This window comes from Paracoccus sp. MBLB3053 (genome assembly GCF_031822435.1).
GTDB lineage: Bacteria > Pseudomonadota > Alphaproteobacteria > Rhodobacterales > Rhodobacteraceae > Paracoccus > Paracoccus aurantius.
Genome location: NZ_JAVQLW010000001.1, coordinates 79,870 through 105,878, shown reverse-complemented (window position 1 = coordinate 105,878; position 26,009 = coordinate 79,870). Strand labels below are relative to the sequence as shown.

At 65.2% G+C, this 26,009-nt stretch carries 22 protein-coding genes; 10 read left to right on the top strand and 12 right to left on the bottom strand.

From position 1 onward, the window contains the following. Window positions 1-94 precede the first annotated feature (94 nt). Genes RGQ15_RS00530 through RGQ15_RS00515 form a run of 4 tightly spaced genes read right to left on the bottom strand, consistent with a single transcriptional unit; the run spans window position 95 to window position 5,198 of the window. Window positions 95-1,069, bottom strand: coding sequence for a glutathione S-transferase family protein (locus RGQ15_RS00530; RefSeq protein ID WP_311158255.1), 975 nt, complete (start codon window positions 1,067-1,069; stop codon window positions 95-97). A 29-nt stretch (window positions 1,070-1,098) separates the two neighbouring features. Beyond that, complete coding sequence (locus RGQ15_RS00525) at window positions 1,099-3,414, bottom strand: xanthine dehydrogenase family protein molybdopterin-binding subunit (protein ID WP_311158254.1); 2,316 nt, start codon at window positions 3,412-3,414, stop codon at window positions 1,099-1,101. Further along, a complete protein-coding gene (locus RGQ15_RS00520) occupies window positions 3,407-3,880 on the bottom strand; it encodes a (2Fe-2S)-binding protein (protein ID WP_311158252.1) in 474 nt (157 codons plus the stop codon). Before RGQ15_RS00520 ends, RGQ15_RS00525 begins: the two co-directional genes overlap by 8 nt. Before the next feature lie 13 nt (window positions 3,881-3,893). Continuing rightward, on the bottom strand, window positions 3,894-5,198 hold the full coding sequence (locus RGQ15_RS00515) for a cytochrome c (protein WP_311158251.1): 1,305 nt from the start codon (window positions 5,196-5,198) through the stop codon (window positions 3,894-3,896). Between the two features lie 170 nt (window positions 5,199-5,368). Here RGQ15_RS00515 and RGQ15_RS00510 point away from each other — a divergent pair, with 170 nt between their 5' ends. Both RGQ15_RS00510 and RGQ15_RS00505 read left to right on the top strand, forming a co-directional pair. Beyond that, window positions 5,369-6,298 (top strand): XdhC family protein, encoded by a 930-nt coding sequence (locus RGQ15_RS00510; RefSeq protein ID WP_311158250.1) that lies wholly within the window; start codon window positions 5,369-5,371, stop codon window positions 6,296-6,298. Then, entirely contained in the window at window positions 6,295-6,861 is a 567-nt protein-coding gene (locus RGQ15_RS00505; RefSeq protein WP_311158249.1) for a nucleotidyltransferase family protein, read from the top strand. Before RGQ15_RS00510 ends, RGQ15_RS00505 begins: the two co-directional genes overlap by 4 nt. A gap of 46 nt (window positions 6,862-6,907) precedes the next feature. Here the strand turns inward: RGQ15_RS00505 and RGQ15_RS00500 are convergent, their stop codons facing one another. Next, window positions 6,908-10,342, bottom strand: coding sequence for a pyruvate carboxylase (locus RGQ15_RS00500; RefSeq protein WP_311158248.1), 3,435 nt, complete (start codon window positions 10,340-10,342; stop codon window positions 6,908-6,910). Between the two features lie 81 nt (window positions 10,343-10,423). Further along, the gene (locus RGQ15_RS00495; protein WP_311158247.1) at window positions 10,424-10,888 is read right to left on the bottom strand and encodes a nucleoside deaminase; all 465 of its coding nucleotides are present in this window, start codon (window positions 10,886-10,888) and stop codon (window positions 10,424-10,426) included. Window positions 10,889-10,996: 108 nt separating this feature from the next. Between RGQ15_RS00495 and RGQ15_RS00490 the strand changes: the two genes are divergently transcribed. Beyond that, window positions 10,997-12,532 carry a pseudouridine synthase gene (locus tag RGQ15_RS00490; protein ID WP_311158246.1) on the top strand — a complete coding sequence of 512 codons (1,536 nt, stop codon included), beginning with the start codon at window positions 10,997-10,999 and terminating at the stop codon, window positions 12,530-12,532. An 82-nt stretch (window positions 12,533-12,614) separates the two neighbouring features. Here the strand turns inward: RGQ15_RS00490 and hemP are convergent, their stop codons facing one another. Together hemP and RGQ15_RS00480 are read right to left on the bottom strand one after the other, a co-directional pair. After that, a complete protein-coding gene (gene hemP / locus RGQ15_RS00485) occupies window positions 12,615-12,791 on the bottom strand; it encodes a hemin uptake protein HemP (protein ID WP_142664740.1) in 177 nt (58 codons plus the stop codon). A 180-nt stretch (window positions 12,792-12,971) separates the two neighbouring features. Beyond that, window positions 12,972-13,958, bottom strand: a complete 987-nt coding sequence (locus RGQ15_RS00480; protein ID WP_311158245.1) for a zinc ABC transporter substrate-binding protein — start codon at window positions 13,956-13,958, stop codon at window positions 12,972-12,974. A 79-nt stretch (window positions 13,959-14,037) separates the two neighbouring features. Here RGQ15_RS00480 and RGQ15_RS00475 point away from each other — a divergent pair, with 79 nt between their 5' ends. The 4 genes from RGQ15_RS00475 to RGQ15_RS00460 all read left to right on the top strand — a co-directional run bounded on the left by RGQ15_RS00475 (window position 14,038) and on the right by RGQ15_RS00460 (window position 16,599). Beyond that, window positions 14,038-14,568, top strand: coding sequence for a Fur family transcriptional regulator (locus RGQ15_RS00475; RefSeq protein WP_311158244.1), 531 nt, complete (start codon window positions 14,038-14,040; stop codon window positions 14,566-14,568). Further along, entirely contained in the window at window positions 14,565-15,374 is an 810-nt protein-coding gene (locus RGQ15_RS00470; protein ID WP_311158243.1) for a metal ABC transporter ATP-binding protein, read from the top strand. The genes RGQ15_RS00475 and RGQ15_RS00470 overlap by 4 nt, the downstream gene beginning before the upstream one ends. 3 nt (window positions 15,375-15,377) lie before the next feature. Next, the gene (locus tag RGQ15_RS00465) at window positions 15,378-16,160 is read left to right on the top strand and encodes a metal ABC transporter permease (RefSeq protein WP_311158242.1); all 783 of its coding nucleotides are present in this window, start codon (window positions 15,378-15,380) and stop codon (window positions 16,158-16,160) included. A 214-nt stretch (window positions 16,161-16,374) separates the two neighbouring features. Further along, complete coding sequence (locus tag RGQ15_RS00460; protein ID WP_311158241.1) at window positions 16,375-16,599, top strand: hypothetical protein; 225 nt, start codon at window positions 16,375-16,377, stop codon at window positions 16,597-16,599. Between the two features lie 188 nt (window positions 16,600-16,787). Here RGQ15_RS00460 and RGQ15_RS00455 read toward each other — a convergent pair whose 3' ends face one another. The 4 genes from RGQ15_RS00455 to RGQ15_RS00440 form a co-directional block, all read right to left on the bottom strand. Beyond that, the gene (locus RGQ15_RS00455) at window positions 16,788-17,441 is read right to left on the bottom strand and encodes a YjbF family lipoprotein (protein WP_311158240.1); all 654 of its coding nucleotides are present in this window, start codon (window positions 17,439-17,441) and stop codon (window positions 16,788-16,790) included. After that, the gene (locus RGQ15_RS00450; RefSeq protein WP_311158239.1) at window positions 17,438-19,645 is read right to left on the bottom strand and encodes a YjbH domain-containing protein; all 2,208 of its coding nucleotides are present in this window, start codon (window positions 19,643-19,645) and stop codon (window positions 17,438-17,440) included. The genes RGQ15_RS00455 and RGQ15_RS00450 overlap by 4 nt, the downstream gene beginning before the upstream one ends. Before the next feature lie 90 nt (window positions 19,646-19,735). Then, the gene (locus RGQ15_RS00445) at window positions 19,736-20,548 is read right to left on the bottom strand and encodes a hypothetical protein (protein ID WP_311158238.1); all 813 of its coding nucleotides are present in this window, start codon (window positions 20,546-20,548) and stop codon (window positions 19,736-19,738) included. 130 nt (window positions 20,549-20,678) lie between these two features. Beyond that, window positions 20,679-22,061: an L-serine ammonia-lyase gene (locus tag RGQ15_RS00440; RefSeq protein WP_311158237.1), complete on the bottom strand. Its 1,383-nt coding sequence runs from the start codon at window positions 22,059-22,061 to the stop codon at window positions 20,679-20,681. Window positions 22,062-22,291: 230 nt separating this feature from the next. Between RGQ15_RS00440 and dusB the strand changes: the two genes are divergently transcribed. The 3 genes from dusB to RGQ15_RS00425 are packed head-to-tail and all read left to right on the top strand — an operon-like array spanning window position 22,292 to window position 25,973. Continuing rightward, window positions 22,292-23,317 carry a tRNA dihydrouridine synthase DusB gene (gene dusB, locus RGQ15_RS00435; RefSeq protein WP_311158236.1) on the top strand — a complete coding sequence of 342 codons (1,026 nt, stop codon included), beginning with the start codon at window positions 22,292-22,294 and terminating at the stop codon, window positions 23,315-23,317. Then, window positions 23,314-24,477, top strand: coding sequence for a two-component system sensor histidine kinase NtrB (locus tag RGQ15_RS00430; protein ID WP_311158235.1), 1,164 nt, complete (start codon window positions 23,314-23,316; stop codon window positions 24,475-24,477). The genes dusB and RGQ15_RS00430 overlap by 4 nt, the downstream gene beginning before the upstream one ends. Window positions 24,478-24,485: 8 nt before the next feature. After that, complete coding sequence (locus RGQ15_RS00425) at window positions 24,486-25,973, top strand: response regulator (RefSeq protein ID WP_311158234.1); 1,488 nt, start codon at window positions 24,486-24,488, stop codon at window positions 25,971-25,973. Window positions 25,974-26,009 lie beyond the last annotated feature (36 nt).

The following is a 26,009-nucleotide window of genomic DNA, read 5'->3' as shown; positions in this document are numbered from 1 at the left end:
AGGCGCCTGTCGCGCCGGCAATTCCCCCACTGGATGGCGCGGGTGACAACGCTGCCACCCGCTTCGCGGAAGTGTCGCGAAAGGCTCGGCCTTTCTAACCCCTCCCGTGCGGTTCGTGCCAGTCGATCACCGGATTGATTGGAATGATCCGCGAAGGATTTATGGTGTCGTGGCTGTAATGGTAGTGCCGGACGATGTGGTCGAAGTTCACCGTCGCGGCGATGCCCGGCCATTGATAAAGCTCGCGCGTCCAGCCCCAAAGGTTGGGATATTCCCGCAACCATGCACGATTGCACTTGAAATGCGTGTGATAGACGGGATCGAAACGCACCATTGTGGTGAAAAGCCGCCAATCCGCCTCGGTGATCCGGTTCCCGCAAAGGTAACGATTGCCCGCCAGACGACGCTCGAGAAGATCAAGCGTTTCGAAAAGCGGATGGACGGCCTCATCATAGGCGGCCTGACTGGTTGCAAAGCCCGCCTTGTAGACGCCGTTGTTCACCTGATCGTAGACCAGTGAGTTTACCTCGTTGATCTCATCCAGCAAGTCATCCGGGCAATAGTCGTCCCGATTGCCGGTCAAGTCGTTGAAGGCATGGTTGAACATGCGGATGATTTCGGCGCTTTCGTTCGAAACGATCGTGCCCCGTTCACGGTCCCACAGCACCGGCACGGTAACCCGCCCCGAGGCGTCGGCATCGGCCCGAAGATAGATCTCGCGCAGGAAATCCGAGCCGAAAAGCTCATCACCCGTCGCAGCCGGAAATTCCGTCGAGAAGGTCCAGCCGTCGGACAGCATATCAGGGTGGACGACCGACACCGAGATCAGATCCTCAAGCCCCTTCAGCGCGCGAAAGATCAGCGTGCGATGGGCCCAGGGACAGGCGAGCGAGACATAGAGGTGATACCGCCCGGCCCTTGCCTCGAACCCGCCTTCGCCCGAAGGGCCTGGCGAACCGTCCGGCGTGATCCAGTTCCGCCAGGCCGTGGTCGTGCGTTGAAAGCGTCCTCCGCTGCTTTTCGTGTCGTACCATTCGTCATGCCAGACGCCATCGACCAGTCGGCCCATTCATTGTCCCCTTGCCTTGTTTCCATTCGTCAGCCGAGCGCCGCCAGAACGGCCTCGGGGGTAATCGGAAGATGCCGCATCCGCACGCCCACCGCCGCGTGGATCGCATTGGCGATGGCCGGGGCGATCACGGTCGTTCCCGGTTCGCCCAGACCCACCGGGGCCTCGGAACTGGCCACGAACTCGATCTCGATCTCGGGCGTGTCCATCATGCGAAGAGGGTTGTAGCTGTCGAGATTGCGATCGCGAACTGCACCGTCGACGAATTCGGTCCCTTCGTAAAGGGCCATCGACAGGCCCCAAAGCGCCGCGCCTTCGGTCTGGGCGCGGGCGCTGTCTGGGTCGATCACGATTCCGCAATCGACCGCAAGCCAGATCTTCTGCACATCGACCCGGCCCGATGACCGGTCGACCCTGACCTGTGCCGCGCCCCCGATCCAGGTCGGCATGCTGCGGGCCTGCCCGAAGGTCGTGGCGATTCCGATGGCTGTATCCGGGGGCAATTCCGCCTCGCCGTAATGGGACAGTTCAACGACGCGGCGAAGCACCTCGGCCTGCCGACCTGCACCGCCATTGGAAAGCGGAGCCTCGCCGGCGTTGCGCCCCTCGGCCTTCAGGTGGTCCAGCCGGAATTGCACCGGGTCCTGGCCCAGATGCCGCGCGGCCTCGTCCATGAAGCTTTCAACGGCGAAGGCCGTGAAGCCCGGCCCGACCGCGCGCAGCCAGCCCGGTCTGAAGGATTGAAGCGCAAGCTCGTTCGAAATCGCCCGCAGGCGCTGCGCCCCGACGGAATACCAGTGATCCGCCCCGTCGACCGAGAAGGGATCATAGGGTTGGTCGTTCACTCCGTTCGGCATCGCGATGGGAATCATCGCCTTGGTCGGCCAGCCTGCGGCCACCGCCATATCCATGGCGAGAACTCGACCGTCCGGGTCGAAGCCCATGCGCAGTTTCTGCACCGAAGGCGAACGGGGAGAATCGAACAGGACGTCATCTTCGCGCCGCATCACCATTTTTACCGGACGCCCGTCCAGCGCCTGTGAAGCCAGCGCGGCCGGCACGGCATAATCTCCGTTCAGCCTTCGCCCAAAGCCGCCGCCAAGCATGTAGCTGCGCAGGACGACCTTGCCGCTTTCGACACCAAGCGCCGCCTCGAGCGTCGGGACGATCAGGGATTGCCACTGGTTCCCGGTGTGGATTTCCCAGACGCCGTCGGGATCGCGGAACGCCGTCGCGTTCAGCGGTTCAAGCTGGAAATGCAGCACGGTGGCGGTGGTGTATTCGGCCTCGATCCTGTCGGCGGCCCCGGCGAAAACCGGGTCGAAATCGCCTTCCCCTGTGTCGAGAACCGCCCCGGCGGCGGGATCGGCGATCAGGCGCCGCGCCTCTTCCTGAAGGGCGGCTTCGGTCACCTTTGCGGCATCGGGCAGGGTGTAGGACAGCCTCACCGCTTCGGCCGACCTGAGCGCGGCCCAATGATTGTCAGCGATCACGATCGCCCATCCCGGCACCGTGCCGGTCGGGTCGTCAAGCTTCAGGACCTGCTGGAAACCCTTGACCTGCTTCGCGGCGCTGTCGTCGATCTCGGTAATCTCGCAACCATATCGCGTGGGCGGCAGGATGGGCACGGCATGAACCATGCCCTCGATCCGGGCGTCTATGCCGTAGATCGCCTGCCCGGTGGTCTTGTTCGCGATGTCAAGGGCGGCGACATCCCTGCCGACCAGCGTCAGTTCGGAAACGGGTCGCAGGGGCAGGGCATTCAGTTCGTCCTCGGTGAAGCTGCGCTCGATCCCGCTTGTGACGAGCTCTCCGATGCCGACGGACTCTCCGCCGCCCGAAACCACGCCATTCGTCAGGGAAAGGCTTCCGGCATCGACGGCCCAAAGCTGGGCGGCCTTTTCGATCAGGGCGAGGCGGCCCGCTGCGCCTGCACGGCGGTAGATGTCCCAGCTTTGCGAAACCGAGCCGCTGCCGCCGGTAACCATCATGCCCCATTTCGGATCGGAATCGACATGTTCGATTCGCACATCCTTCCACGGCGCGCCAAGTTCATCGGCAAGAATGCGTGCGATCGCGGTTCCGACATGCTGGCCCATCTCGGCGCGGATGATGTTGACGTTCACGACGCCACGGGAATCAATCCAATACCAGATCGAAGGCTCGAACCTGGCGCCGACAGCCTTGGCCGCAGCGCCATCGGCGGCGCCGGGGTCCATGGCGGCAAGCCCGATGCGCGGGAAGCCGAATGCCGCGCCCGTGGCGCAGGCCGCGACAAGAAAGCCCCGCCGACTTAATTCGGGCATGCTCCTGTCGGAGCGCAGAAGACGACGAAGCTCAGCCATTTGCCTTCTCCCCCCTCAGGGCCGAGGCGGCCACGCGGACCGCCTGGCGGATGCGGTTATAGGTCATGCAGCGGCACAGGTTGCCGGTCATGACCGCGTCGATATCCTCATCCGTCGGGTCGGCGAAGTCCGTCAGTAGCGCCGCCGCCTGCATGATCTGGCCTGATTGGCAGTAGCCGCATTGCGGCACGCGCAAGTCGCGCCAGGCCTGCTGCAGGGGATGGTTGCCATTGGGGTCGAGCCCTTCGATGGTGGTGACCTCGCCGCCTGCAACATCTGAAACCGGAGTGATGCAGGATCGCGTGGCGCGACCGCCCACATGCACCGTGCAGGCTCCGCACATGCCGATACCGCATCCGAACTTGGTGCCAGTCAGGCCGATCTCATCCCGTATCGCCCAGAGCAGGGGCGTGTCGGGTTCGATATCCAGTCGAACGGGACGACCATTGACCGAAAATTCGATCATGCCGATTTCCTCCCTAATGATCTGTTCCCGCTGCCCGGACCATGGCGATTTTCGCCGCGAGATCCGGCCATGCGGGAAGGCCTGCCAGACCTTCGCGGATATGGCTTGCGATGGCGGCAATCTCCGCATCCGACATCGCGCCCGCAAAGGCTGGCATGACGACGCCCGAAGTGCCCTCGGACGCGCTGACGCCATGCAATATGGCCTGTATGAGATTTGCCGGGTCGTCCAAACGGGCGGCCGAGTTGATTGCAAGATCCGGTCGGCCCGGGCTCACTTCGCGCGCATTGTAGTGGCAGGCGGCGCAGGCGGTGGCGTAAAGTCGCGCACCGGGTTCCATCCGCCAGTCGCGACCGGGCCGGCCTGCCTCGAGACTGGCGATCACGACCTGGTTTCCGGCAGGATCGGCATCCGGTGCACCGACGATCGAGGCGAGATAGGTCCCGATCGCCTCAAGGTCCGATTGCGGCAGCATGGCGATGCCCTGATGCACAACCGGACCCATCGGGCCTGTGGCGACGCCTTGATAACGGGTCGAACCGGTCGAAAGATAGGCGACGAAATCGGCGGCGGACCAGGGAACGGCGGCAGGATTCGCGGCAGTCAGCGGGGGCGCGTGCCAATTGTCGATGACCGCGCCCTCGAACAGCGCGCTTTGATCGCGTTCAGCCCCCAACGCGTTGCGGGGCGTGTGGCAGGCGCCGCAATGGGTGACGCCCTGGGTCAGATAGGCCCCCCGGTTCCACAGCTCGGATTTCGATAGATCGCTCTCGTACCTGCCCAGATCGGCGAAAAGCAGTTTCCAGCCCGCCTGCAGGAACCGCCGGTCGAGCGGTGCCGGAAGCTCTGGCGGCAACGTCTGCTGGCGGACGGGTTCGACCTCGGCCATGAGATAGGCATAGATCGCATCGACATCCTCATCGGTCATCTTGCTGAAGTGGTCATAGGGAAAGGCCGGGAAAAGATGCGCCCCGTCGCGATCGACACCCTTCTGCATCGCCCTGCGGAATGCCTCGGGCGACCAGCCCCCAATGCCGGTTTCGGGGTCGGGCGTGATGTTCGATCCGTAGATCGTGCCGAAATCCGTCGTGACGGGGTAATTACCGGCAAAGGGTGCGCCATCTTTGGCGGTGTGGCAGGATGCACAATAGCCGGCAGCGGTCAGGACGCGGCCCTTTTCGATCGTCTCGGGCTCGAATTGGGGGCGGCCCACCTCGGCCAGTTCGGGAAGCTCGGGCTGCCGGGCGTAAAAGGCAAAACCAGCAACTCCGGCGATGCCGATGCCCAAGATCGCGAGGAAGATGGATTTCAGCTTCAAGGGACCGATCCTTCCCGTTGCGCCACTGCCCGGCCGGTCTGGCGACAGGATAAAGCAGCGCGGGGCTTCGTCAATCGCGGTGCGACCGGTTCGGCGAAGACCGGCGAACGGGCTTTTCCCCCGCGGCGCCTCTTCTATACTGATGGCGGAACCACGACAGGGCAGGGCCGATGAGGGATCAGCAGATTTCGGCGACAAACGGGCTGATCGCGCGGGCAAGCATTCGGGCAAGCGATCTGCCGCTGGCAGGGGCGTCCCGTGCCACGGGGCTGGCCATCGTCACCGGCATTGACGGCCCGTCCTATCGCCCGCTTGGTGCCACGATGGTGCTGGCAGCGGATGGTGAACTGCGCGGTTCGATTTCGTCGGGCTGCATCGATGCAGATATCGCCCGGCACGTTGCCGAGGTCGTGCAAAGCGGCCAGGCGCGGCAATTGCGCTATGGCATGGGCTCGCCCTTTCGCGATCTTGAGCTACCTTGCGGCGGTGGCCTTGACATCCGCGTTCTGCTCGCGCCGGCAGAGGGCGAGCTGACCCGGATCGTCGCGGACCTGGAAGCGCGGAAAACCCTGCATCTCTGGCTTGGAGAAGCATTGCGGGACGAACCCGTTCCAGGCGCGTCGATGCAGATGGTCGTCGACCCCGATCCGCGCTTCGCAGTTTTTGGCAAGGGACCCGAGGCGGTCGCCTTTGCACGCATGACCGCCGCGGCGGGATATGAAACCGTGCTTGTCTCGCCCGACGACGAAACGCTGGCGGCGGCCGAGGGAAACCGGCTTTGTCCCGTCCGTCTTCTGCCAGCAGGCGCGTTCGACGTCCGGATGGATGCCCATACGGCGGCCGTGTTGTTCTTTCACGACCATGATCTGGAGCCCGAAATCCTGAGCCGCCTTCTGCCGGGGCCCGCTTTCTATGTCGGGGCGCAAGGCAGTCACCGAACGGCCGAGCGGCGATTGCAGAGGCTGCGCGAACGCGGGGTGGACGAGACCGCCTTGGCCCGGTTGCGCGGGCCCATCGGCGTGATCCCCTCGACGCGGGACCCCAGAACGCTTGCCGCCTCGGTTCTGGCTGAAATCCTGGCCGAGGCCTGCAGGCGGTGAAGCTGGCGATCGTCCTGCTCGCGGCGGGGCTGTCGCGGCGCTTTGGCAGCCGGGACAAGCTGATGGCGCAGCTCGAGGGCCGCCCGCTGGCCGCACATTCCCTGGCGGCGCTGCGCGGCCTTCCGCGACATGCGGCCTTTGTCGTTCTGCGTCATCCCGGTCATGCCGGGCTGTATCGCGGCATGATTCCCGTGCGCACGCCAAAGGCGCGGGCGGGGCAGGGCATCAGCCTTGCCATTGGCATCCGGGCGGTCAGGCGCAGTGGTGCAAGCCATGTGCTTCTGGTTCTGGCCGACATGCCCCGACTGACACGCAGTGATCTTCGGCTGGTCGCGCGCGGGGCGTTGACCCATCCCGTCATGGCGCTGGGCGGCGTGGCCATGCCGCCTGCAATCATTCCGCGCGCGCTGTTCCCGCGTGTCATGCGTCTGGATCGCGACAAGGGGGCGGGGGCGCTGCTGCGCGAAAGGCCGGACCTGATCCTGCGCGCGATTCCTGCCGATCGGCTGGTTGATGTCGACAGGCCAGGCGACCTGCCGAACACGCGCATGCAGGCGATCTGAGTGCCGAGGGCGCGGTCGCGTCCTCGGCCGGTTTCAGCATGCGGGATCACTCGATCTCGACAAGCAGGTCCTTGGCGTCGATGCCCTGCCCGGGGCTGACATGCAGGGCCTTGATGGTGCCTTCGCGATCGGCATGGATGCCGGTTTCCATCTTCATCGCCTCGATGGTCAGCATCAGGTCGCCCGGATGGACCTTCTGCCCCACGGTGACCGCGACCGAGGCGACGACACCGGGCATTGGCGCGCCGACATGGCCGTCGTTCGACGGGTCGGCCTTGGGTCGGACCGAGGTCTGGGATTTCACCAGCCGGTTCGGCACGCGGATCACGCGGGGCTGGCCGTTCAGTTCGAAAAAGACCTTCACATCGCCGTTCTCATCCGTCTCGCCCAGCGTCAGCAGGCGGATCTCGAGCGTCTTGCCGGGGTCGATCTCGGCCTCGATCTCATCCCCCGGCTCCATGCCGTAGAAGAAGGTCCGGGTCGGCAGGGTGCGGACCGGGCCATAGGTCTCATGCCGCGACATGTAGTCGGTGAAAACCTTGGGATACATCAGGTAGCCGTTCAGGTCCTCGTCATCGACCGGCTGGTCGCCGAGATCCTTCGAAAGCTTCGCGCGCACCGCTTCCAGGTCCACCGGCTCCATCGAGGCGCCGGGACGGGTGGTCAGCGGCGCTTCGCCCTTGAGGATCTTCCTTTGCAGCGCCTCGGGCCAGCCGCCCGGGGGCTGGCCGAGATTGCCGCGCATCATGTCGACGACCGAGTCGGGGAAGGCCACTTCCACGTTCGGGTCCTCGACCTGCGCCCGGCTCAGCCCCTGCGCCACCATCATCAGCGCCATGTCGCCCACCACCTTCGACGAGGGGGTGACCTTGACGATATCGCCAAACATGCGGTTCACCTCGGCATAGGTCTGGGCCACCTCGTGCCAGCGCTCCTCGAGGCCGAGGCTGCGCGCCTGCGCCTTGAGATTGGTGAACTGCCCGCCGGGCATCTCGTGCAGGTAGACCTCGGAGGCCGGGGCCTGCAGCCCGCTTTCGAAGGCCGCGTAATGCGCGCGCACGGTTTCCCAGTAGTTCGAGATCTCGCGGATTGCGCCGATATCAAGGCCGGTGTCGCGAGGGGTATGGCGCAGCGCCTCGACGACCGAGCCGAGCGTCGGCTGCGACGTGTTGCCCGACAAAGCGTCCATCGCGCAATCGACCGCATCGACGCCCGCCGCCGCGGCGGCAAGGATCGTCGCACCGCCGATGCCCCCGGTGTCATGGGTGTGGAAATGGATCGGCAGCCCGACCTCGTCCTTCAGCGCCTTCACGAGCAGGCTGGCCGAGGCGGGCTTCAACAGCCCTGCCATGTCCTTGAGCCCCAGCACATGCGCGCCCGCGGCCTTCAGTGCCTTGCCCATCTCGACATAGTATTTCAGGTCGTATTTCGAGCGCTCCGGGTCCAGCAGGTCGCCGGTGTAGCAGATCGTGCCTTCGCAGATCTTGCCGGATTCGACGACCGCATCCATGGCGACGCGCATGTTCTCGACCCAGTTCAGGCTGTCGAAGACGCGGAAGACGTCGATGCCGGTCGTCGCCGCCTGTTTGACAAAGGCCTGCACCACGTTGTCGGGGTAGTTGGTGTAGCCCACGCCATTGCTGGCCCGCAGCAGCATCTGCGTCATCAGGTTCGGCATCCGGGTGCGGATGTCGCGCAGCCGCTGCCAGGGGCATTCCTGCAGGAAGCGGTAGGCCACGTCGAAGGTGGCGCCGCCCCAGCATTCGACCGAGAAGAGCCCCGGCAGGTTCGCGGCATAGCTCGGCGCGACCCGGATCATGTCGATCGAACGCATCCGCGTCGCAAGCAAGCTCTGGTGGCCGTCGCGCATCGAGGTGTCGGTGATCAGAAGCTGCTTCTGATCCAGCATCCAGTCCGCGACCGCCTTGGCGCCCCTTTCCTCGAGCAGTTGACGCGTGCCGGGCACGGGCTCGCCGCGCGGTTTCGGGGGCACGGGCATGCGTGCCTCGGCCGCGGGCATCGGCCGGCCCGCCGTCTCTGGGTGACCGTTGACCGAGATGTCGGCGATATAGGTCAGGATCTTTGTTGCCCGGTCGCGGCGCTTGGCGAAGTGGAACAGCTCTTCGGTCGTGTCGATGAACTTGGTCGTATAGGTGTCGTCAAGGAAGGTCGGGTGCTTCAAGAGGTTGATGACGAATTCGATATTCGTCGCGACCCCGCGCACCCGGAATTCGCGCAAGGCCCGGTCCATCCGCGCAATCGCCTTTTCTGGCGTCTGCGCATGGGCGGTGACCTTGACCAGCAGCGAATCGTAGAAACGCGTGATGACGCCCCCTGCATAGGCGGTGCCCCCATCCAGCCGGATGCCGTTGCCGGTCGCGCTGCGATAGGCGGTGATGCGGCCGTAATCGGGGATGAAATTGTTCAGCGGGTCTTCGGTGGTGACCCGGCATTGCAGGGCATGGCCGTTCAGCCGCACCTCGGACTGGCCCGGTACGCCGGTGGCCTGCGCCAAAGTCGCGCCCTCGGCGATCTGGATCTGGGACTGCACGATGTCGATGCCGGTGACCTCTTCGGTCACGGTATGCTCGACCTGGACGCGCGGGTTCACCTCGATGAAGTAGAAATTGCCCGAATCCATGTCCATCAGGAACTCGACCGTGCCGGCATTCTGGTAGCCGACGGCGCGGCCGATCTTCAGCGCGAGCTCGCAGACCTCGGCGCGCTGTTCCTCGGAAAGATAGGGTGCGGGGGCGCGCTCGACGACCTTCTGGTTGCGGCGCTGCACGGTGCAGTCGCGTTCGTAGAGGTGATAGAGCCCGCCATGGCTGTCGCCCAGCAGTTGCACCTCGACATGGCGGGCGCGCAGGATCATCTTTTCCAGATATCCTTCGCCATTGCCGAAGGCGGCCTCGGCCTCGCGCCGGCCCTCGCGGACCTTCTCGGGCAGTTCCTCGGGACCCATGATCGGGCGCATGCCGCGCCCGCCGCCGCCCCAGCTTGCCTTGAGCATCAGGGGATAGCCGATCTCGGCGGCTTCCGCCTTGATCGCCTCCATGTCGTCGCCCAGCACCTCGGTCGCGGGGATCACCGGCACGCCCGCACCGATCGCGACGCGCCGCGCACTGGCCTTGTCGCCAAGTGCGCGCATCGTGTCGGAGGACGGACCGATGAAGGTGATCCCGGCCGCCACGCAGGCATCGACGAAATCGGGGTTCTCGGACAGCAGGCCATAGCCCGGATGAATCGCGTCAGCGCCCGATTCTTTCGCCACGCGGATGATCTCGGGGATCGACAGATAGGCCGCGACCGGGCCCAGCCCTTCGCCGATGCGGTAAGCCTCATCCGCCTTGAAGCGGTGCAGGCCCAGCTTGTCTTCCTCAGCATAGACGGCGACCGTCTTCTTGCCCAGTTCGTTGGCCGCGCGCATCACGCGGATCGCGATCTCGCCGCGGTTCGCAACCAGAATCTTGTTGAACATCCGTCCCCCCACCATTCACAGGATCGGCCAATGGTTAGTTATGCTGCATCGCAGCGCAAGTGCTGGCAAGAGCCGTCCCGATCAAAGATTGCCATTGCCCCGCAGGCCGCGAAAGAACTCGAGCAGAAGCTGGCGCGATTCTCCTGCCGAAATGCCGTCAATGATCTCGGGGCGATGATGGCATTGCGGATGGTCAAAGACCCGCGCGCCGTAGCGCACGCCGCCCATGCGAGGATCGTCCGCGCCGTAATACAGCACCTCGATCCGCGCCGCAGAGATCGCCGCGGCGCACATCGGGCAGGGTTCCAGCGTGACCCAAAGCCGGGTGCCCGGCAGCCGTTCAGAACCGAGCAGCCGGCAGCCCTCGCGGATGGCCAGGATCTCGGCATGCGCGGTCGGGTCGGACAATTCCCGCGTCCGGTTGCCTGCACGGGCCAGCACCCGGCCATCTGCGCCGATCAGAACGGCGCCCACGGGAACCTCGCCGCGCGCCGCAGCCTCATGCGCCTGGGCCAGCGCTTCGGGCATGTGTGATTTGAACTCCATGCCGGTTTCTTGCGCGACTTGTCGCAGGGCGCAAGAACCGCTTTCCATATTGTGCGTTATGGCGTAGACGCCCGCTTTTGCTACCGCAGAGATGCGCAGGAGATCGCGATGACCGATAAAACCGACACCCCCGAAAACGAATCCCCCAAGGCCGAAGGCGACCGCATCGCCAAGGTGATGGCGCGCGTCGGCGTCGCCAGCCGCCGCGAGGCCGAGCGGATGATCCTGGAAGGCCGCGTGACGGTCAACGGCAAGAAGATCGAGAGCCCCGCGCTGGACGTTCTTCCGAGCGACCGGATCACCGTGGACGGAAAGAAACTGGACGAGCCGCAGGAAACCCGGCTTTGGCTTTATTACAAGCCGGTCGGCCTCGTGACCTCGGAATCCGACGAAAAGGGCCGCCAGACCGTCTTCGACGCCCTGCCGCGTGACCTGCCCCGAGTGATGAGCGTGGGGCGGCTGGACCTCAATTCCGAAGGGCTGTTGCTGCTGACCAACGATGGCGAGCTGAAGCGCCGGCTTGAGCTTCCGACGACCGGATGGCTGCGCCGCTACCGCGTGCGCGTCAATGGCCAGCCCAATGACCTGACCTTCGCGCCGCTGCGCCGGGGCGTCACCATCGACGGCGAGGATTTCGCCCCGATGGAGATCGCGCTCGACAGCCAGCAGGGCGCAAATGCCTGGCTGACGGTCGGCATCCGCGAGGGTAAGAACCGCGAGATCCGCCGCGCCATGTCCCATGTCGGACTGACCGTGAACCGGCTGATCCGTGTCGGCTACGGTCCCTTCAAGCTGACCGGCATGGAAGAAAACGAGGTTCGCGAGATCAAGCGCAAGGTCCTGCGCGACCAGCTTGGCGGGCTGCTGACCGGCGAGGAAACCGAAGCGAAGCCCCGCAGCTTCCGCGAACGGGGTGCCGCGCGCGACGAAGAGGCCGGGGACCGTCCCCGCAAGCCCTTCGCGCGTCGCGAGGATGGTGACCGCAAGCCCTTCGTCAAGCGCGAGGGAGGAGATCGCCGTCCCTTCGTGAAGCGGGAAGACAGCGAACGCAAGCCTTTCACCCGCCGCGAGGACGGCGACCGCAAGCCCTATGCCAAGCGCGAGGATGGCGATCGCAAGCCCTTCGCTCGTCGCGAGGATGGTGAGCGCAAGCCCTATGCCAAGCGCGAGGATGGTGACCGCAAGCCCTTCGCACGTCGTGAGGACGGCGACCGCAAGCCCTTTGCCCGCCGCGAGGACGGCGACCGCAAGCCCTATGCCAAGCGCGAGGACGGCGACCGCAAGCCTTATGCCAAGCGCGAAGGTGGAGATCGCAAGCCCTTCGCACGTCGCGAGGACGGTGATCGCAAACCCTATGCCCGCCGGGAAGACAGCGACCGCAAGCCTTTCGTCAAGCGTGAGGAAGGGGATCGCAAGCCTTTCGCACGTCGCGAGGACGGTGACCGCAAGCCTTATGCCAAGCGCGAGGATGGCGATCGCAAACCTTTCGCCAAGCGAGACGGAGATCGCAAGCCCTTTGGCAAGCCCGACGCGCGGGGTGGCAAGCCCTTTGGCAAGCCCGGCGGAAAACCTGGCGGCTTCAGCGGCAAGCCGGGCCCGCGTGGCGGCGATCGTCCATCTGGCAAGGGGCCGCGCCGGGGCTGACCTGGGGCGTTACGGAAATGGGAAAGGGCGCGGTTCTACCGCGCCCTTTTCCGTGTGGGGTCTTCGCCATGACCCGCGGGGCTCATTTCGTCAGGATCAGTTTTCCGGCACGGGTAATGCGCAGGTTGTAGACCTGGTCTCCCAGGACGATCAGGGCCTGATTGCCGCCGGCCGTGAGGACTTCGGCGTCGTATTCGGGCAGGCGCTGCAGAGCGGTTGCGCCTGGGCGCGAGAATTCGGCGGGGCGGGTCGCGGTCATGTCCAGATCCTCGTCATGCGATTGTGGGTAGGGCTAACCTGACAAAAACACTCATGCATGTCAAAGGAAAAGAGTCGGAAATCTTGGGGCCGTGCACTCATCAACCCAAAAGGGCGGCATATGCGAAAACGGGCGGCCTTCGGCAAGCCGCCCGTCCAATACTTTCATGCAAGATCAGGCTCAGGGTCGTGACAAGCAATCTGCCAGAGCAGAACCCAGATTGCTGAGGATCGCGGAATAGAGCCCCTTGCCTGAGGTTGCGAGGCTGCCTTCGGGATCGAGAGCATTCCCTTGCCGCACGTCGCTGCCTTCCAGCACGGCTGTCAGCAGCTTCGGATCATGATTGGCCTCGGGGAAGGCGCAGGTGGCGTTTTCGTGCTGAACCTGCTGCTGGATCTCCCTCAGGCGGGCTGCAGAGGGCGCGGCCGCATCGCCAAGGCTGACCGGAATGGCCGGCATGAGCCCATAATGTTCGGTGAAGTAGCCATAGGCATCATGGAATACGACAAAGCTCTTGCCCTTCACCGTTTCGAGGGTGGCGCGGAGCGTCTGATCCTGCGCCGCGATTTCCTCGGCTGCGGCCTTGGCATTTGCGGAATATGTCGAGGCATTTTCCGGGTCCAGCTCCGAAAGCGATGCGGCAATGGCCCCAAGCCACAGCCTCCCATTCTCGGGGTCCAGCCAGGCATGGGGATCGACCCCCGAATGATCGTGGCCGTCACCCTCGCCATGATCGTGAGCGTCGTGGTCATGCCCGGCGTGATCGTGATCGTGGCCGTGGTCTTCATGGTCGTGGCCCTCATGCGCTTCTGCGCTGCCATAGTCGCGCCGATGCGTTTCGGGCAGGGCAAGCAGGCCAAGCGATCTTCCCTGGCTCAGGCTTTCAGCGGGGCGGGCGAGCCAGGGCGTCAGTTCGGGGCCGACCCAGACCAGAAGTTCCGCATCCTGCAGGCTGCGGGCCTGGCTTGGCCGAAGCTGGTAGTGATGGGCATCCCCGCCGGTTTCGAGCAGCACCGTCGGTTCGCCCAGATCGCCCATGACCTCTTGCACCATGGCGCCGACGACCGGAATGTCGCTGACGACACGGGGCGGGTCGGCCAAGGCGGGGAGCGCGCCCGACCCAAGAATGACGGCAAAGGCCGGTGCAAGGCGGAAATGTTGTCTCATGGCGGTTCCCTTCTGGAAGGGTCATGGTTATTTATGTTATATCGTAACCCGTCAAGAAGAATTGTGATATTGTAACCAAATGAGCAGCCCTTCGCAGCCGTCGCCCCTTGCCGATGCCGGCGTGGAACAGACCCCGGACCCGTTCCACGCCCATGATCACGACCATTGCGCAGCGACTGTGCTGCGCCGTGCGGAAGAACAGGCACGGCAGGACGGCGTGCGCCTGACGCCCGTCAGGCGGCGTGTGCTCGAGATCCTGCTGGAATCCCATCGTGCCATGGGCGCCTATGACGTGCTCGACCGGCTGGCAGCCGAAGGCTACGGCAAGCAGCCCCCGGTCGCCTATCGCGCGCTGGATTTCCTGGTCGAGCAGGGGTTCGCGCATCGGGTGCGGCGGCTCAACGCCTATGCCGCCTGCCTGTCGCATCAACGCGACCATTCACCTGCCTTCCTGATCTGCCGAAGCTGCGAGCAGGTCGCGGAATCCGAAAGCGTCGGACTGCGCCAGGCGCTGCAGGGGTTGGGTGAGGCGCATGGTTTCGCCATCGAACGCAGCACGATCGAGCTTCTGGGGCTTTGCGCCCGCTGTGCAGCGGAAGGCAAGGAATGAGCAGTGCGACCCTGATTCGCGCTCATGGCATGTCCGTGGCCCATCCGGGCGCTGACCGCCCGGTGATCTCGCATGTCGACATGCGCATCAAGCGGGGCGAGATCGTGACGGTCGTCGGGCCGAACGGTTCGGGGAAATCGACGCTCGTGCGGGCGCTTCTGGGGCAGGTGATGCTTTCGGCGGGCCGGATCGAGCGGCGCGCGGGACTGCGGATCGGGTATGTGCCCCAGCGCGTCCACATCGAGCGCGCAATGCCCATGACCGTCCGCCGCTTTCTGTCACTGCCGGTCCGCGTCTCGGACGCGCAGGCCGAGGCCGTGATGGAACGCACCGGTGTTCCCGGCCTGGGGTCGCGCCAGATCGTCGCGCTTTCTGGCGGGCAGTTCCAGCGCGTGCTTCTGGCGCGCGCGCTGCTGAACGAGCCCGAGCTTCTGGTGCTGGACGAACCCACCCAAGGGCTGGACCAACCCGGAATTGTGGCCTTCTACAAGCTGATCGAGGACGTCCGCGCCGAAACAGGAGCGGCCATCCTGATGGTCAGTCATGACCTTCTGGTGGTGATGCGCGCCTCTGATCGGGTGCTGTGCCTCAATGGGCATGTCTGCTGCGAGGGCACCCCCGAAGATGTCAGCGCCGCCCCGGCCTATCGCGCGCTTTTCGGCGCGGAAGCACAGGGCACGCTGGCGCTTTACCGCCACCATCACGATCATGATCACGACCATGTCGCCTTGGCCGACAAGGGCCATGCCCATGCGCATGTGCATGGCCCCGGCTGCGATCACGACCACAGCCACGCCCGAGGATGACAGATGCTCGATGACTTCATGTTCCGCGCCCTTTTCGCGGGGCTCGGCCTTGTCCTTGCGACAGGGACACTGGGTTCGTTCGTCGTCTGGCGCAGGATGGCCTATTTCGGCGATTCGACCGCACATGCCGCGATCCTCGGCGTGGCGCTGAGCTTTGCCTTCGCAATGCCCTTCTATGTCGGCACGCTGGCCGTCGCGGTCGCCATGGCGCTGCTGGTCGCCTGGCTCACGGCGCGGGGGCAGGGGATGGATACCGTGCTGGGCGTGGTCGCGCATTCGGCATTGGCGCTGGGGCTCGTCGCGGCAAGCCTGATCCCCTCGCTTCGGGTCAACCTCGAATCCTTCCTGTTCGGAGACATCCTAGCCGTGACGCGCAGCGACCTGCTCTGGATCTGGGGAGGGGCGGCGCTGGTCCTCGGCGTGCTGTTGTGGCGCTGGCAGCGACTGGTGACGGCATCGGTCAACGAGGAATTGGCCATGGCATCGGGTATCAATCCCGAACGTGAACGGCTGATCCTGTCGCTCGCCCTTGCCATCGTCGTGGCAATCGCGATTCGCATCGTGGGTGCCCTGCTCATTTCGGCGATGCTTATCGTGCCCGCCGCGGCCGCCCGTGGATTCTCCAAAACGCCCGAACAAATGGCAGGTTCCGCCACGCTGATCGGCGCCCTCGCGGTGGTGGCTGGGCTGTGGGCAAGCCTTGTCGCGGATCTGCCGGCCGGACCTGCGATCGTGGCGGCGTCAACTGGAATTTATGCTTGTTCTCTGGTGTTTTATCGCAAATAGTGAAGAAATGTTCACAGTTGCATGTGGGCGGGAACCGGCGCAGCTATTGGCGACTTGCTGCCGACCTGCTAAGTTGTTGGCTAATATGCAACAGTTTGATCTGTCGCAGGTTCGAGGGTCGTCAAGACCGCTTTCCAAGTCATTGGCTTTATGCGACTGTCTCGAGGATGTTGCTGGCAACGGCAACCTCCAAAGTACTGAACGGAGCATGATCATGACCAAAATTGCTACCTTTGCCATGGCCCTTGGCCTGACGGCATCGTCCGCACTCGCTGGTGGCTACGTCGCCCCCGTCGTCGATGTTGAGCCGGTCGTCGTTGACGAGCAGCCCGCTTCGTCGAACGCTGGCCTCGTTGTTCCGGCCCTGCTGCTGCTCGGCGTCATCGCCGCTGTCGCTTCGGACGACGACGACGACGACGACGACGACACCACCGACTGATCTTCCGCAAGGAAGCTTGGTTCATGGGCTGGCCCTCGGGTCAGCCCATTTCCTTTTGCACGATGCCGCCCGACGCGTCGGCAGGTTTCCGATTTCCCGAAAGCGCGGCCCCATCGTGCGGCTTCGGTCGCAACAGAAAAGCCCGCGTATGACGCGGGCTTTTTCGTTTTTCGCTCGGCAAGAAAACGTCAGGGGCGCAATTCCTGGATCGTCACGTAGCCCAGGTTGGGCCCGATCCATTGCCGCGACACGGTGACCCGGCCGCCCTGCACGATGTAGTTGTTCTGGAACTCGAGCGGCCCGTTCTTGCAGCTTTCGATGATCACGCCGGCCTTTGGGCCGGGGCCGATGCTGCAATCAAGCCGCAGCGGCCGCTCGAGCCCGTCGCCGGTCCAGTAGCGCATCACGCGCTGCGCCTGGCCGCTGCGCCCGGAACGGATAAGCGCCGAGGACTGCGCCATCTCGGCCACCGACAGGTCGTGGCCCAGCCCGCGCGTACCCGCCAGCATGCCGTCGCGCAGGACCAAGGCCTGCTCGTTCTTGGTCATGTAGGTGCGCTGGCCGGCATTCTCGCCGGTCATGGCCAGCACCTGCGTGGTATTCCTGCTTTCAAGCCCGACAAGGATCAGCGGCCCCGTGTTCACGCGAAGCGCGGTTGCGGCCATCTGCGAGGGATCGACCGTTTCCGAAACCTCGGCACGTTCACGCTGTCCGGCCGCCTGCTTGGCTGCTTCGGCCAGCAGTCCGGGGATCGAGCCTTCGTCGCTGTCGACATTGCCGCAGGCGCCGAGCATGGCAAGAACGGCTGCTCCCAGCAGGAAACGCATCTTCGTTCCGCTCATCGCCAGAACCTCCCCCAACCTTGATAGAGATGCCCCGACTGGCTGTCGCGGACCTTGTCGTAAAGCCGCCCCTCGACGCGCAGCTTGCTGCCGCCATCACGCGAGAGCGAGCGGATATTGCCGCCGACGCGGCGCATGGACGGCTCACCCGTACCCCAGGCAAGCGGGATCGAGATGCTGACGCCCTTGTCGAACGAGCCTTCTCCGAAATCCTCGGCGCTCAGATCGGTTTTGCTGGCCCAGGCCCCGACGCGCCAGCCATTGGCAAATTCGCGCTCGATCGTAACGGTCGCGCCACGGTCACCGGCCAGGTACTGGCCAACGTCAAGCTGCGCCGTGATGCCGTTGTCGAAGCGGTAATAGGCCGAGACATGCCCGGTGGTCACCTCGTAATCGCGGAAGCCGAAGACATCGCGGAAATCACGCTTCTTGACGCGGTTCAGTTCGGCGCCGATGGCCAGCGGCGAGTTCGTCGGATACCACAGCACCTCGGTCGAAACGCCGCCGTAGGCACGCTCAAGCAGGCCCGTCGTTACGCGGCTGTAGATCGTCTCGGTGGGCTTGGCATACCAGGCGAGGGTCAGGCGCGGAATGGTCGGGCTTGAATTGCCCGAGTACATCCGACCGTCTGAACGCACGCGCGGCACGCCGTTTTCGGCATAATCCGTGTCCAGCGCCTCGTATTCCTCTGCGCTCAGGCCGCCGGGGCCTTCCTGATCGGTCGTGCCCAGAACACGCTGGCGCACCGTTCCGGCAAGTACGAACCCTGGAACAAGCTCGTATTCCGCCGATGCCTGTGCGCCGATTTCATAGCGGAAGGGCTCATCAGGATCGAAGATCGAGGTCGAGAGATAGGGCTTGATCGCCCAGCGGAAGCGCGGAAACAGCCCCTCGCTATAGGTAAGATTGCCCGGCCGCGGATCGGCATCGGTCAGGACTGCCGCATTGGCGATCTGGCTGGCCTCGGTATTCTCAAGACGCTCGACATCCGAACGGCGCAGCGTGACCGAGCTGGTCGGAAGCCCGTCCTCGGATGAGGTGATGACAAGGGTTTCGACCGATGGCGGCAGAGCACGGGTCATCAGGCGGGCAGTCCTGCCGATCGCCTCGGCGGGCTGCATGTAGCGGCGATTGCGGATGCGAACCTCGGCGCGCGTGGCCGTGAGGGACATCGATTCCAGCGTCTGCCCCTCCTTGTCCAGCGCATCGCCCAGAGCCTTCTGGATCGCGGGCTGCGCCGTCGGATCGGCCGACCAGGCACCCGACCAGCCTTCTGGATCGGCGGCGGGCGAGGGGCGCGGGCGTACCGGAGCGGGTGCCTTCTCGATGCCCGAAGGGAATGGCGCCTGTGCGCTGTTCATCGCGACCGAGAATTGCAGGCCGACCTGCTTGCCGCCCAAGAGATAACCGCCCAGTTGGTAATTCTCGCCCAGCTGGTAGCTGACGCCCAGGTTGATATTGTTCTTCAACTCATCCTTGTCGCTCAGCCAGACAGAGCGAGGGCAGTCCTCGGCGATGCCGGTTTCGCAGGCATAATTGTCCCCGGAATATTCGGCGATCAGCGCGAGCTTGTCGGTCGCCTGCCAGGTCGCGTTCACGAAGGGCGCCATTTCGCCCTTGAACCATTGGTCCACATTGGGCTTGCCGCCCTCTTCTGCGTCGGGGCCCGGCCGGTCGCCGAACGGGCTGCCGATGCCGCCGCTTTGGGCCAGGCGGCCCCAGCCCAGACCGGCGCTGACGCGCAGGCGCGGGCTGATCGTCTTGGTTGCGACGATGTATTCGGCGCTGTAGAAGCCGGTGCCCATGAAGTCCTGAAGGCCGATCGCAATGGCCGGACGCCAGCCCTGCGGGTCCTCGTCGAGGAATTGGTAACGCAGGTCGAAGCTGCGATCCCAGACATAACCGCGATCTTCGGCGATACTGTCAAATCGTCCATAGCGCAGCGCGACCGTCAGACGCGGCATGGCTTGAAAGACCAGCGTGTTGCGCCGCGACATGTCCGAATAGTTCAGCGTGGCGCCAAGCGTCCCATCCGGCAGCATTTCGGCCGAGGGCGTGTCAATGCCGCCGGGCAGGCCGTGGCCGTTGAGCTTGGTGCCGATCAGGGGATCGGCCTGGCCTGGGTTCGTCCCCAGTCCAAGCAAAAGCGCCACCGGCAGGGTCGAGGCCAGCAAGCGTCGGGTCAGGGGCGAATGGGCGCGCATCGGCGGGTCCTTCTCACATGTCGGTCCGCAGGCTGGCTGGCCGCGGATAGGCAAGACCCGCGCGAGATGTCGCGCGGGTCCGTGGCTGACTTATTCCGTCGCGGCCGGAGGCGTCGGCGGCAGCACCATCTCGGGCGCGGGAACGCCGCTCGTGGTGCTGGGCGCGGCCGCAGCCGGGGTTTCAGGCGTTTCGCTCACCACCGGTGCAGGGGTCGTCTCCGCGGGGGCGGGTGACACGCTGGCTGCCGGGGGAGCGGTCGTCGTCGTGCTTGTCGTCGCGGGCTCGACGGCCGGAGCGGGGGTCGCCTCGGTCGAAGCCGGCGCGGCCGTTTCGGCAGGCTTCGCCGCCGGGGCGACGGCGGCCGGTTTCGGCGTCGATTTCGGCTTCGGAGCCGCCGAAGAGGCCGTCACCTGCGCCTTGGGCATCGTCGTGGTCGGCGCGGCGCAGCCGGTCAGGCGCTGGCTGCCGACGCGCAGCTTCGCGGTGAAGGGGGTGCTGCCGTCGCCTGTCTTGCACTCGGCCGCCTGAACGTTCAGCGAAAAGACCGAGCCATTCATCGTGCCGATGAATTCCACGCCCCGCGCATAGGTCACGCGACGCACCGAAACGGCGGTCGATTTCGCGCCGGAGCGTTCATAGACGGCACGGCTGTCGCTGGCGGTCACGGTCCAGCCGGACCCTGCGGCGCGGAACATTGCCGTGTTCATGGTGCTGGCTTCGGCCGTCGCGACGGCGACGCTCTCGGCACCGGTTTCGATCGGCTGTTCAAGAGGCGAAACGCCGGGTGGTCCCGAATGTCCCGTCGCCTCGGGTTCGCCAGTCGTCTTCTGGAAAGGCAGCTCGCCGCATGCGGTGACGGCCACCGACATCGCCAGCACGGCAATAGCCGAACGGAATTTCATCTGCTCTGTCCCGGTTCCTTAGTTTTGCTTTGAATTATCGCTACAGGAACCCCCCGCTTTGGGCAAGCGTCCAGCGGCCCGCAGGACGTTTGCAGGGGGAAACTGTGCGGAGATCCGCGCGCTTTCGGCCTCAGCAGTTCGGAACGTTGACCGCAAGACCGCCCAGAGAGGTCTCCTTGTACTTCTCGCTCATGTCCTGGCCGGTCTGGCGCATGGTCTCGATCGCGGCGTCGAGCGGCACGAAGTGCTTGCCGTCGCCCCGCAGCGCGAGGCTGGCAGCCGAAACCGCCTTGATGGCGCCCAGCCCATTTCGTTCGATGCAGGGAACCTGCACAAGCCCGCGCACCGGGTCGCAGGTCATGCCCAGATGATGCTCCAGCGCGATTTCGGCCGCATTCTCGACCTGCTCTGCCGTGCCGCCCAGAACGGCGCAGAGCCCCGCCGCGGCCATGGCGCTGGCCGAACCGACCTCGGCCTGGCATCCGCATTCCGCACCCGAAATCGAGGCATTGTGCTTGATCAGCCCGCCGATCGCCGCCGCCGTCAGCAGGAATTCGTCAAGCCGCTTCTCGGAGGCGCCGGGGACGTGGTCGAGCCAGTAGCGGACGACAGCGGGAACCACGCCCGCGGCGCCATTGGTCGGCGCCGTCACGACCTGGCCGCCCGCCGCGTTCTCTTCGTTCACCGCCATGGCATAGACCGACATCCAGTCGTTGATGACATGTGGCGCAGTCAGGTTCATGCCGGCCTCGGCCTTCAACGCCTGGTGGATTCCTGCGGCGCGGCGACGGATCGAAAGCCCGCCGGGCAGGGTGCCGCCCGTGTCGAGGCCCCGGTTCATGCAATCGCGCATCACCTGCCAGATGCGGCCGATCCCGGCTGAAATCTGTGCATCGCTGCGATGCACGCGTTCGTTCTCGCGTTTCATGGCTGCGATGGATTTGCCTGATTTTTCGGCCATATCCAGCATTTCCAACGCGCTCGAGAACGGGTAGGGGACACGCGGGGCGTCATCGCTGCGGGTGTCGTCGCCGCGGGCCTGCAACTCGGCCTCGGTCATGACGAAGCCGCCGCCAATGGAATAGTAGGTTTCATGGAAGATGACGTCGCCCTGCGCGTCGGTGGCCATCAGGACCATGCCATTGGCATGTCCGGGAAGGGCGTGTTCGAAATCGAAGATCAGGTCGCGTTCGGGGTCGAAGACCAGATCGCCCAGCCCCTCGGGCGTCAGGATGCGGGAGGCGCGATTGGCCTCGAGCGCGGCTTCGGCCCGTTCGGCGTCCAGAGTTTCGGGCAGGAAACCGGCAAGGCCGAGAATTGTGGCCCTGTCCGTCGCGTGGCCCTTGCCGGTAAAGGCCAGGCTGCCATGCAGGCTCGCGCGGAGCCCGTGGACACGGAACGGCAGGACGCGCAGCGCGTCCAGAAAGCGGCCCCCGGCGACCATCGGTCCCATCGTGTGCGATGATGAGGGGCCGACCCCGATCTTGAAGATGTCGAAGACCGACAGAAACATGCGTGTTACCCTTCTTCCAGGGTTTCACAGTTAACCTCGAGACCGCCGCCGTTCCAGTCACGCTGCGACCGGTTCGAGGGAGGAGTGCGACATTTGACGAAACGCCCTCTGCACTGTAATTGGTCAACAAGCCCATACATTAAGCAAACGTCGCGTGCGGTGAGAAAGCCTGCCGATAGGGCAGTCGCCACATTCTTCCGCATTCCCGCGCCCCGTCTTACGAGTTCCCCATGAGACTGCCCGACCCGATCATTCTTGGCGATACGCGACTTGGCCCGCCGGTCTTCCTGGCGCCGATGGCAGGCATCACCGATCTTCCGTTTCGCCGCGCGGTTGCGCGTCATGGCGGTGCGGGTCTGATGGTCAGCGAAATGGTCGCATCCACGGAAATGGTGACGCCGCGACCCTCGACCCGGATGGCCGTTCGCGCGAAAGCCATGACCGAAGGTGATCTGCCCGTGTCCGTCCAGATTGCCGGGCGCGAGGCGGGGGCGATGGCTGAAACTGCCCGCATCGTCGCCGGTATGGGGGCGCGAATCGTCGATATCAACATGGGCTGCCCGGCCAAGAAGGTGACGGGCGGCCTGTCAGGCGCCGCCCTGATGCGCGATCTCGACCATGCGCTTGAACTGGTCGATGCGGTCGTGGGCGCGGTGCCCGATCTGCCGGTGACGCTGAAGATGCGGCTCGGCTGGGACGAAGTGTGCCTGAACGCGCCAGAACTCGCGGCCCGGGCGGCCTCGGCCGGGGTCAGGATGCTAACGGTGCATGGCCGGACGCGGGCGCAGTTCTATACCGGGCAGGCCGATTGGCAGCGCATCCGCAAGGTAGCGAACCTGCCCGGCCGGCCGCCTCTGGTCGCGAATGGCGATGTCGTCGATGCGGCCTCGGCACGGGCGGCCCTGGAACAGTCGGGCGCCGATGCGGTCATGGTCGGACGCGGGGCGCAGGGCGCGCCCTGGATGCTTGCCGGGATCGCGCATGAACTTTGGGGCACGCCCGCGCCTGTCGTGCCGCGCGGCGCGGCGCTGGCCGAGGCGATTTCCGAACATTACCAAGATATCCTGTCGCTCTACGGCAACGAATTGGGGCTGCGCGTCGCACGCAAGCACCTAGGTTGGTATGCCGAGGCGAATGGCGCGCCCAACCGCGCCGAACTGTTGCGCGCGCCAACACCGGGGGACGCGCTGGCCGCGATCCGCGCCGGCTTTGCCGATGCGGGCCAGCCAATTCCCCAGACGGAGACCGGTGAATGAGATTTCTCGGCAAGACGCGAACGCCCGGAAAGTCGTCGGGCAGCGGCCCGGCCGGGGACTTCGTCCCGGCTGAGGTGGGCCCGAACTGGTCCGCCTTGCCGATGCCCGCGATCATCGTCGACCAGCAGGGGCGAATCGCGGGGATGAACGATCTTGCCGAAGCCTTCCTGAATGTCTCGCGCCGTTCGGCGATGGGCCATGACATCGAGGGCCCCGAGATCCTGAAGCGGCTCCGGATCGTGCCCTCGATCGGCGAGATCCTCGAACGCGTTCGCGAGGGGCATGAGGCATTGAACCGTTCGGGCGTGCGTTTCGAGATCGGCGACCGTCTGGGCGGGCATGCCGATCGCGTCGCCTCGATCCATGCGGGGCCGGTGCCCAGCCCCGAGGGGGGTGTCGTCATCCTGATCGCCCCGGGCGAAGGTTCGGGGCGGCTGGGCCAAGGGCGGGCGGTGCGCTCGGCCGCGCGCTCGGCCATCGGCATGGCCGAAATGCTCGCGCATGAAATCAAGAACCCGCTGGCGGGCATCCGGGGCGCGGCCCAGTTGATCGGCATGAACCTCGCGCCCGAGGATCGCGACCTGGCCGACCTGATCGTGGCGGAGTCGCGCCGCATCGTCGAGCTTCTGGATCAGGTCGAGCGTTTCGGCGACACCTCGGCTCCGAAGCTGACCGAGGTCAATATCCATGACGTGCTTGAGCGCGTGCGCAGATCGGCTGCGGTCGGTTTCGGCAAGGGGATGAAGATCGTCCCGGATTATGACCCGTCGCTGCCGCCGGCGCTGGCCGATAACGATCAGCTTGTCCAGGTCTGCCTGAACCTCGTCAAGAATGCCGCCGAAGCCATTCGGCGCGACGGGCGCGACACCGGCACGATCCGCATCCGCAGCTTCTATGATGGCACGCTGCGCATGGCCCCGACCGAGGCCGAGCCGCATGGCCGGAGCCTGCCATTGCAGATCGAGATCGAGGATGACGGGCCGGGCATTCCCGAATCCATCGCAGATCAGGTCTTCGAGCCCTTTGTTTCGGGGCGCGAGAACGGCACGGGGCTGGGCCTTGCCCTGGTCTCTAAGATCATCACCGACCACGGCGCCTGGATCGGGCTCGATTCCCGCCCTGGTCGGACAGTATTCCGCATTTCACTTCCCAAAGCCTGAGGTAAACCATGGACGGCACCGTTCTGATCGCTGATGACGACCGCACCATCCGCACAGTCTTGACCCAGGCGCTGACCCGAGCGGGGTGCCGCGTCCATGCGACCGGATCGCTGGCGCAGCTTCTGCGCTGGGTCGAAGAGGGCCGGGGCGATCTGGTCATCACCGATGTGATGATGCCAGATGGCAACGGCATCGACATGATCCCGGCAATCCGCAAGGCAAGGCCCGACCTGCCCGTGATCGTGATCTCGGCCCAGAACACCATCGTGACCGCGATCCGCGCGACCGAGGCGGCCGCCTTCGACTATCTGCCGAAACCTTTCGACCTGCCGGACCTGATGGTGCGGGCGAACCAGGCGTTGTCGCGCCGCGCCCGCAAGTCCGACCCGACCCCGACGGCGATCCCTTCTCCGGAAAGTGCGACCGACCCGACCTTGCCTTTGATCGGCCATGCTCCGGCGATGCAGAGCCTGTTCCGGATGGTCGCCCGCGTGCTGAATGCCGATCTTCCGGTGATGATCGCGGGCGAGGCGGGCGTTGGCAAGACCGTGGTCGCGCGCTCGTTTCATGACCTGTCGGACCGCCGGGATGCGGGCTTTGCCGTGCTGACCTCGGCGGATTTGTCGGAAGATGCGATCCACCGTGCGGGCGAACGTGCCAGTGGGGGGACGCTGTTGATCGAGGACCCGGCCGGATTCGGTGCCGCCGCGCAGGCACGCCTGATCGGCCTGATCGAGGCATGGGAGGTGGGCCCGGCGCGCAACCAGATGCCGCGGCTCGTTTCGACCACAGGCCCCGAACCGCAGGCCGATGTGGCCGCAGGTCGCCTGCGCGCCGATCTTTATTACCGTCTGGCCGGGGTCACGATCACGGTGCCGCCTCTGCGTTCGCGTGTTGACGATATTCCGCCATTGGCCCGCCACCTGCTGGCGCGCGCCGCGTCACAGGGCCTGCCAGCGCGCAGCCTGTCGGAAGGTGCGACAGGGCTGATCCGGTCCTATGCCTTTCCGGGCAATGTGCGCGAGCTTGAAAACCTGATGCGTCGGCTGGCTTTGACCGCGGCGGGGACCGAGATCACCGAGGCCGAAGCACGCGCCGCGCTGCAGGAATCCGTGCCTGTGAACGCATCCGGAGCAAGCGCGGCAGCTTCTTCCGCAGGCCGCCCGGCAAGCGTTGCGCCCGTCGCGGCCTCGCCCTCGCCGGCCTCGTCATCTTCGGCCGGCCCGATCAACGAGCCTTCGAATGCTCGGCTGTCGCAATCGGTCGAGATGCATCTTCAGCGGTATTTCGACCTGCATGGCGATCAACTGCCGCCTCCGGGTCTTTATGACCGGATCCTGCGCGAAATCGAAAAGCCGCTGTTGGAAATCGCATTGGATGCGACCGGCGGAAATCAGCTCAGATGCGCCGATCTGCTTGGCATCAACCGCAATACGCTGCGCAAGAAGCTTACAGATCTGAATATCGAGGTGACACGGCGCCGCAAGCTGATGTAAAACGGCCACAGATGGTCGCACGGAAGTCACGCAGCG

Bases quoted from the DNA above. Each gene is read 5' to 3' on its own strand.
- RGQ15_RS00530 (WP_311158255.1), bottom strand. From the start codon at position 1,069: ATGGGCCGACTGGTCGATGGCGTCTGGCATGACGAATGGTACGACACG.
- RGQ15_RS00525 (WP_311158254.1), bottom strand. From the start codon at position 3,414: ATGGCTGAGCTTCGTCGTCTTCTGCGCTCCGACAGGAGCATGCCCGAA.
- RGQ15_RS00520 (WP_311158252.1), bottom strand. From the start codon at position 3,880: ATGATCGAATTTTCGGTCAATGGTCGTCCCGTTCGACTGGATATCGAA.
- RGQ15_RS00510 (WP_311158250.1), top strand. From the start codon at position 5,369: ATGAGGGATCAGCAGATTTCGGCGACAAACGGGCTGATCGCGCGGGCA.
- RGQ15_RS00500 (WP_311158248.1), bottom strand. From the start codon at position 10,342: ATGTTCAACAAGATTCTGGTTGCGAACCGCGGCGAGATCGCGATCCGC.
- RGQ15_RS00495 (WP_311158247.1), bottom strand. From the start codon at position 10,888: ATGGAGTTCAAATCACACATGCCCGAAGCGCTGGCCCAGGCGCATGAG.
- RGQ15_RS00490 (WP_311158246.1), top strand. From the start codon at position 10,997: ATGACCGATAAAACCGACACCCCCGAAAACGAATCCCCCAAGGCCGAA.
- hemP (WP_142664740.1), bottom strand. From the start codon at position 12,791: ATGACCGCGACCCGCCCCGCCGAATTCTCGCGCCCAGGCGCAACCGCT.
- RGQ15_RS00480 (WP_311158245.1), bottom strand. From the start codon at position 13,958: ATGAGACAACATTTCCGCCTTGCACCGGCCTTTGCCGTCATTCTTGGG.
- RGQ15_RS00475 (WP_311158244.1), top strand. From the start codon at position 14,038: ATGAGCAGCCCTTCGCAGCCGTCGCCCCTTGCCGATGCCGGCGTGGAA.
- RGQ15_RS00470 (WP_311158243.1), top strand. From the start codon at position 14,565: ATGAGCAGTGCGACCCTGATTCGCGCTCATGGCATGTCCGTGGCCCAT.
- RGQ15_RS00465 (WP_311158242.1), top strand. From the start codon at position 15,378: ATGCTCGATGACTTCATGTTCCGCGCCCTTTTCGCGGGGCTCGGCCTT.
- RGQ15_RS00460 (WP_311158241.1), top strand. From the start codon at position 16,375: ATGACCAAAATTGCTACCTTTGCCATGGCCCTTGGCCTGACGGCATCG.
- RGQ15_RS00455 (WP_311158240.1), bottom strand. From the start codon at position 17,441: ATGAGCGGAACGAAGATGCGTTTCCTGCTGGGAGCAGCCGTTCTTGCC.
- RGQ15_RS00450 (WP_311158239.1), bottom strand. From the start codon at position 19,645: ATGCGCGCCCATTCGCCCCTGACCCGACGCTTGCTGGCCTCGACCCTG.
- RGQ15_RS00445 (WP_311158238.1), bottom strand. From the start codon at position 20,548: ATGAAATTCCGTTCGGCTATTGCCGTGCTGGCGATGTCGGTGGCCGTC.
- RGQ15_RS00440 (WP_311158237.1), bottom strand. From the start codon at position 22,061: ATGTTTCTGTCGGTCTTCGACATCTTCAAGATCGGGGTCGGCCCCTCA.
- dusB (WP_311158236.1), top strand. From the start codon at position 22,292: ATGAGACTGCCCGACCCGATCATTCTTGGCGATACGCGACTTGGCCCG.
- RGQ15_RS00430 (WP_311158235.1), top strand. From the start codon at position 23,314: ATGAGATTTCTCGGCAAGACGCGAACGCCCGGAAAGTCGTCGGGCAGC.
- RGQ15_RS00425 (WP_311158234.1), top strand. From the start codon at position 24,486: ATGGACGGCACCGTTCTGATCGCTGATGACGACCGCACCATCCGCACA.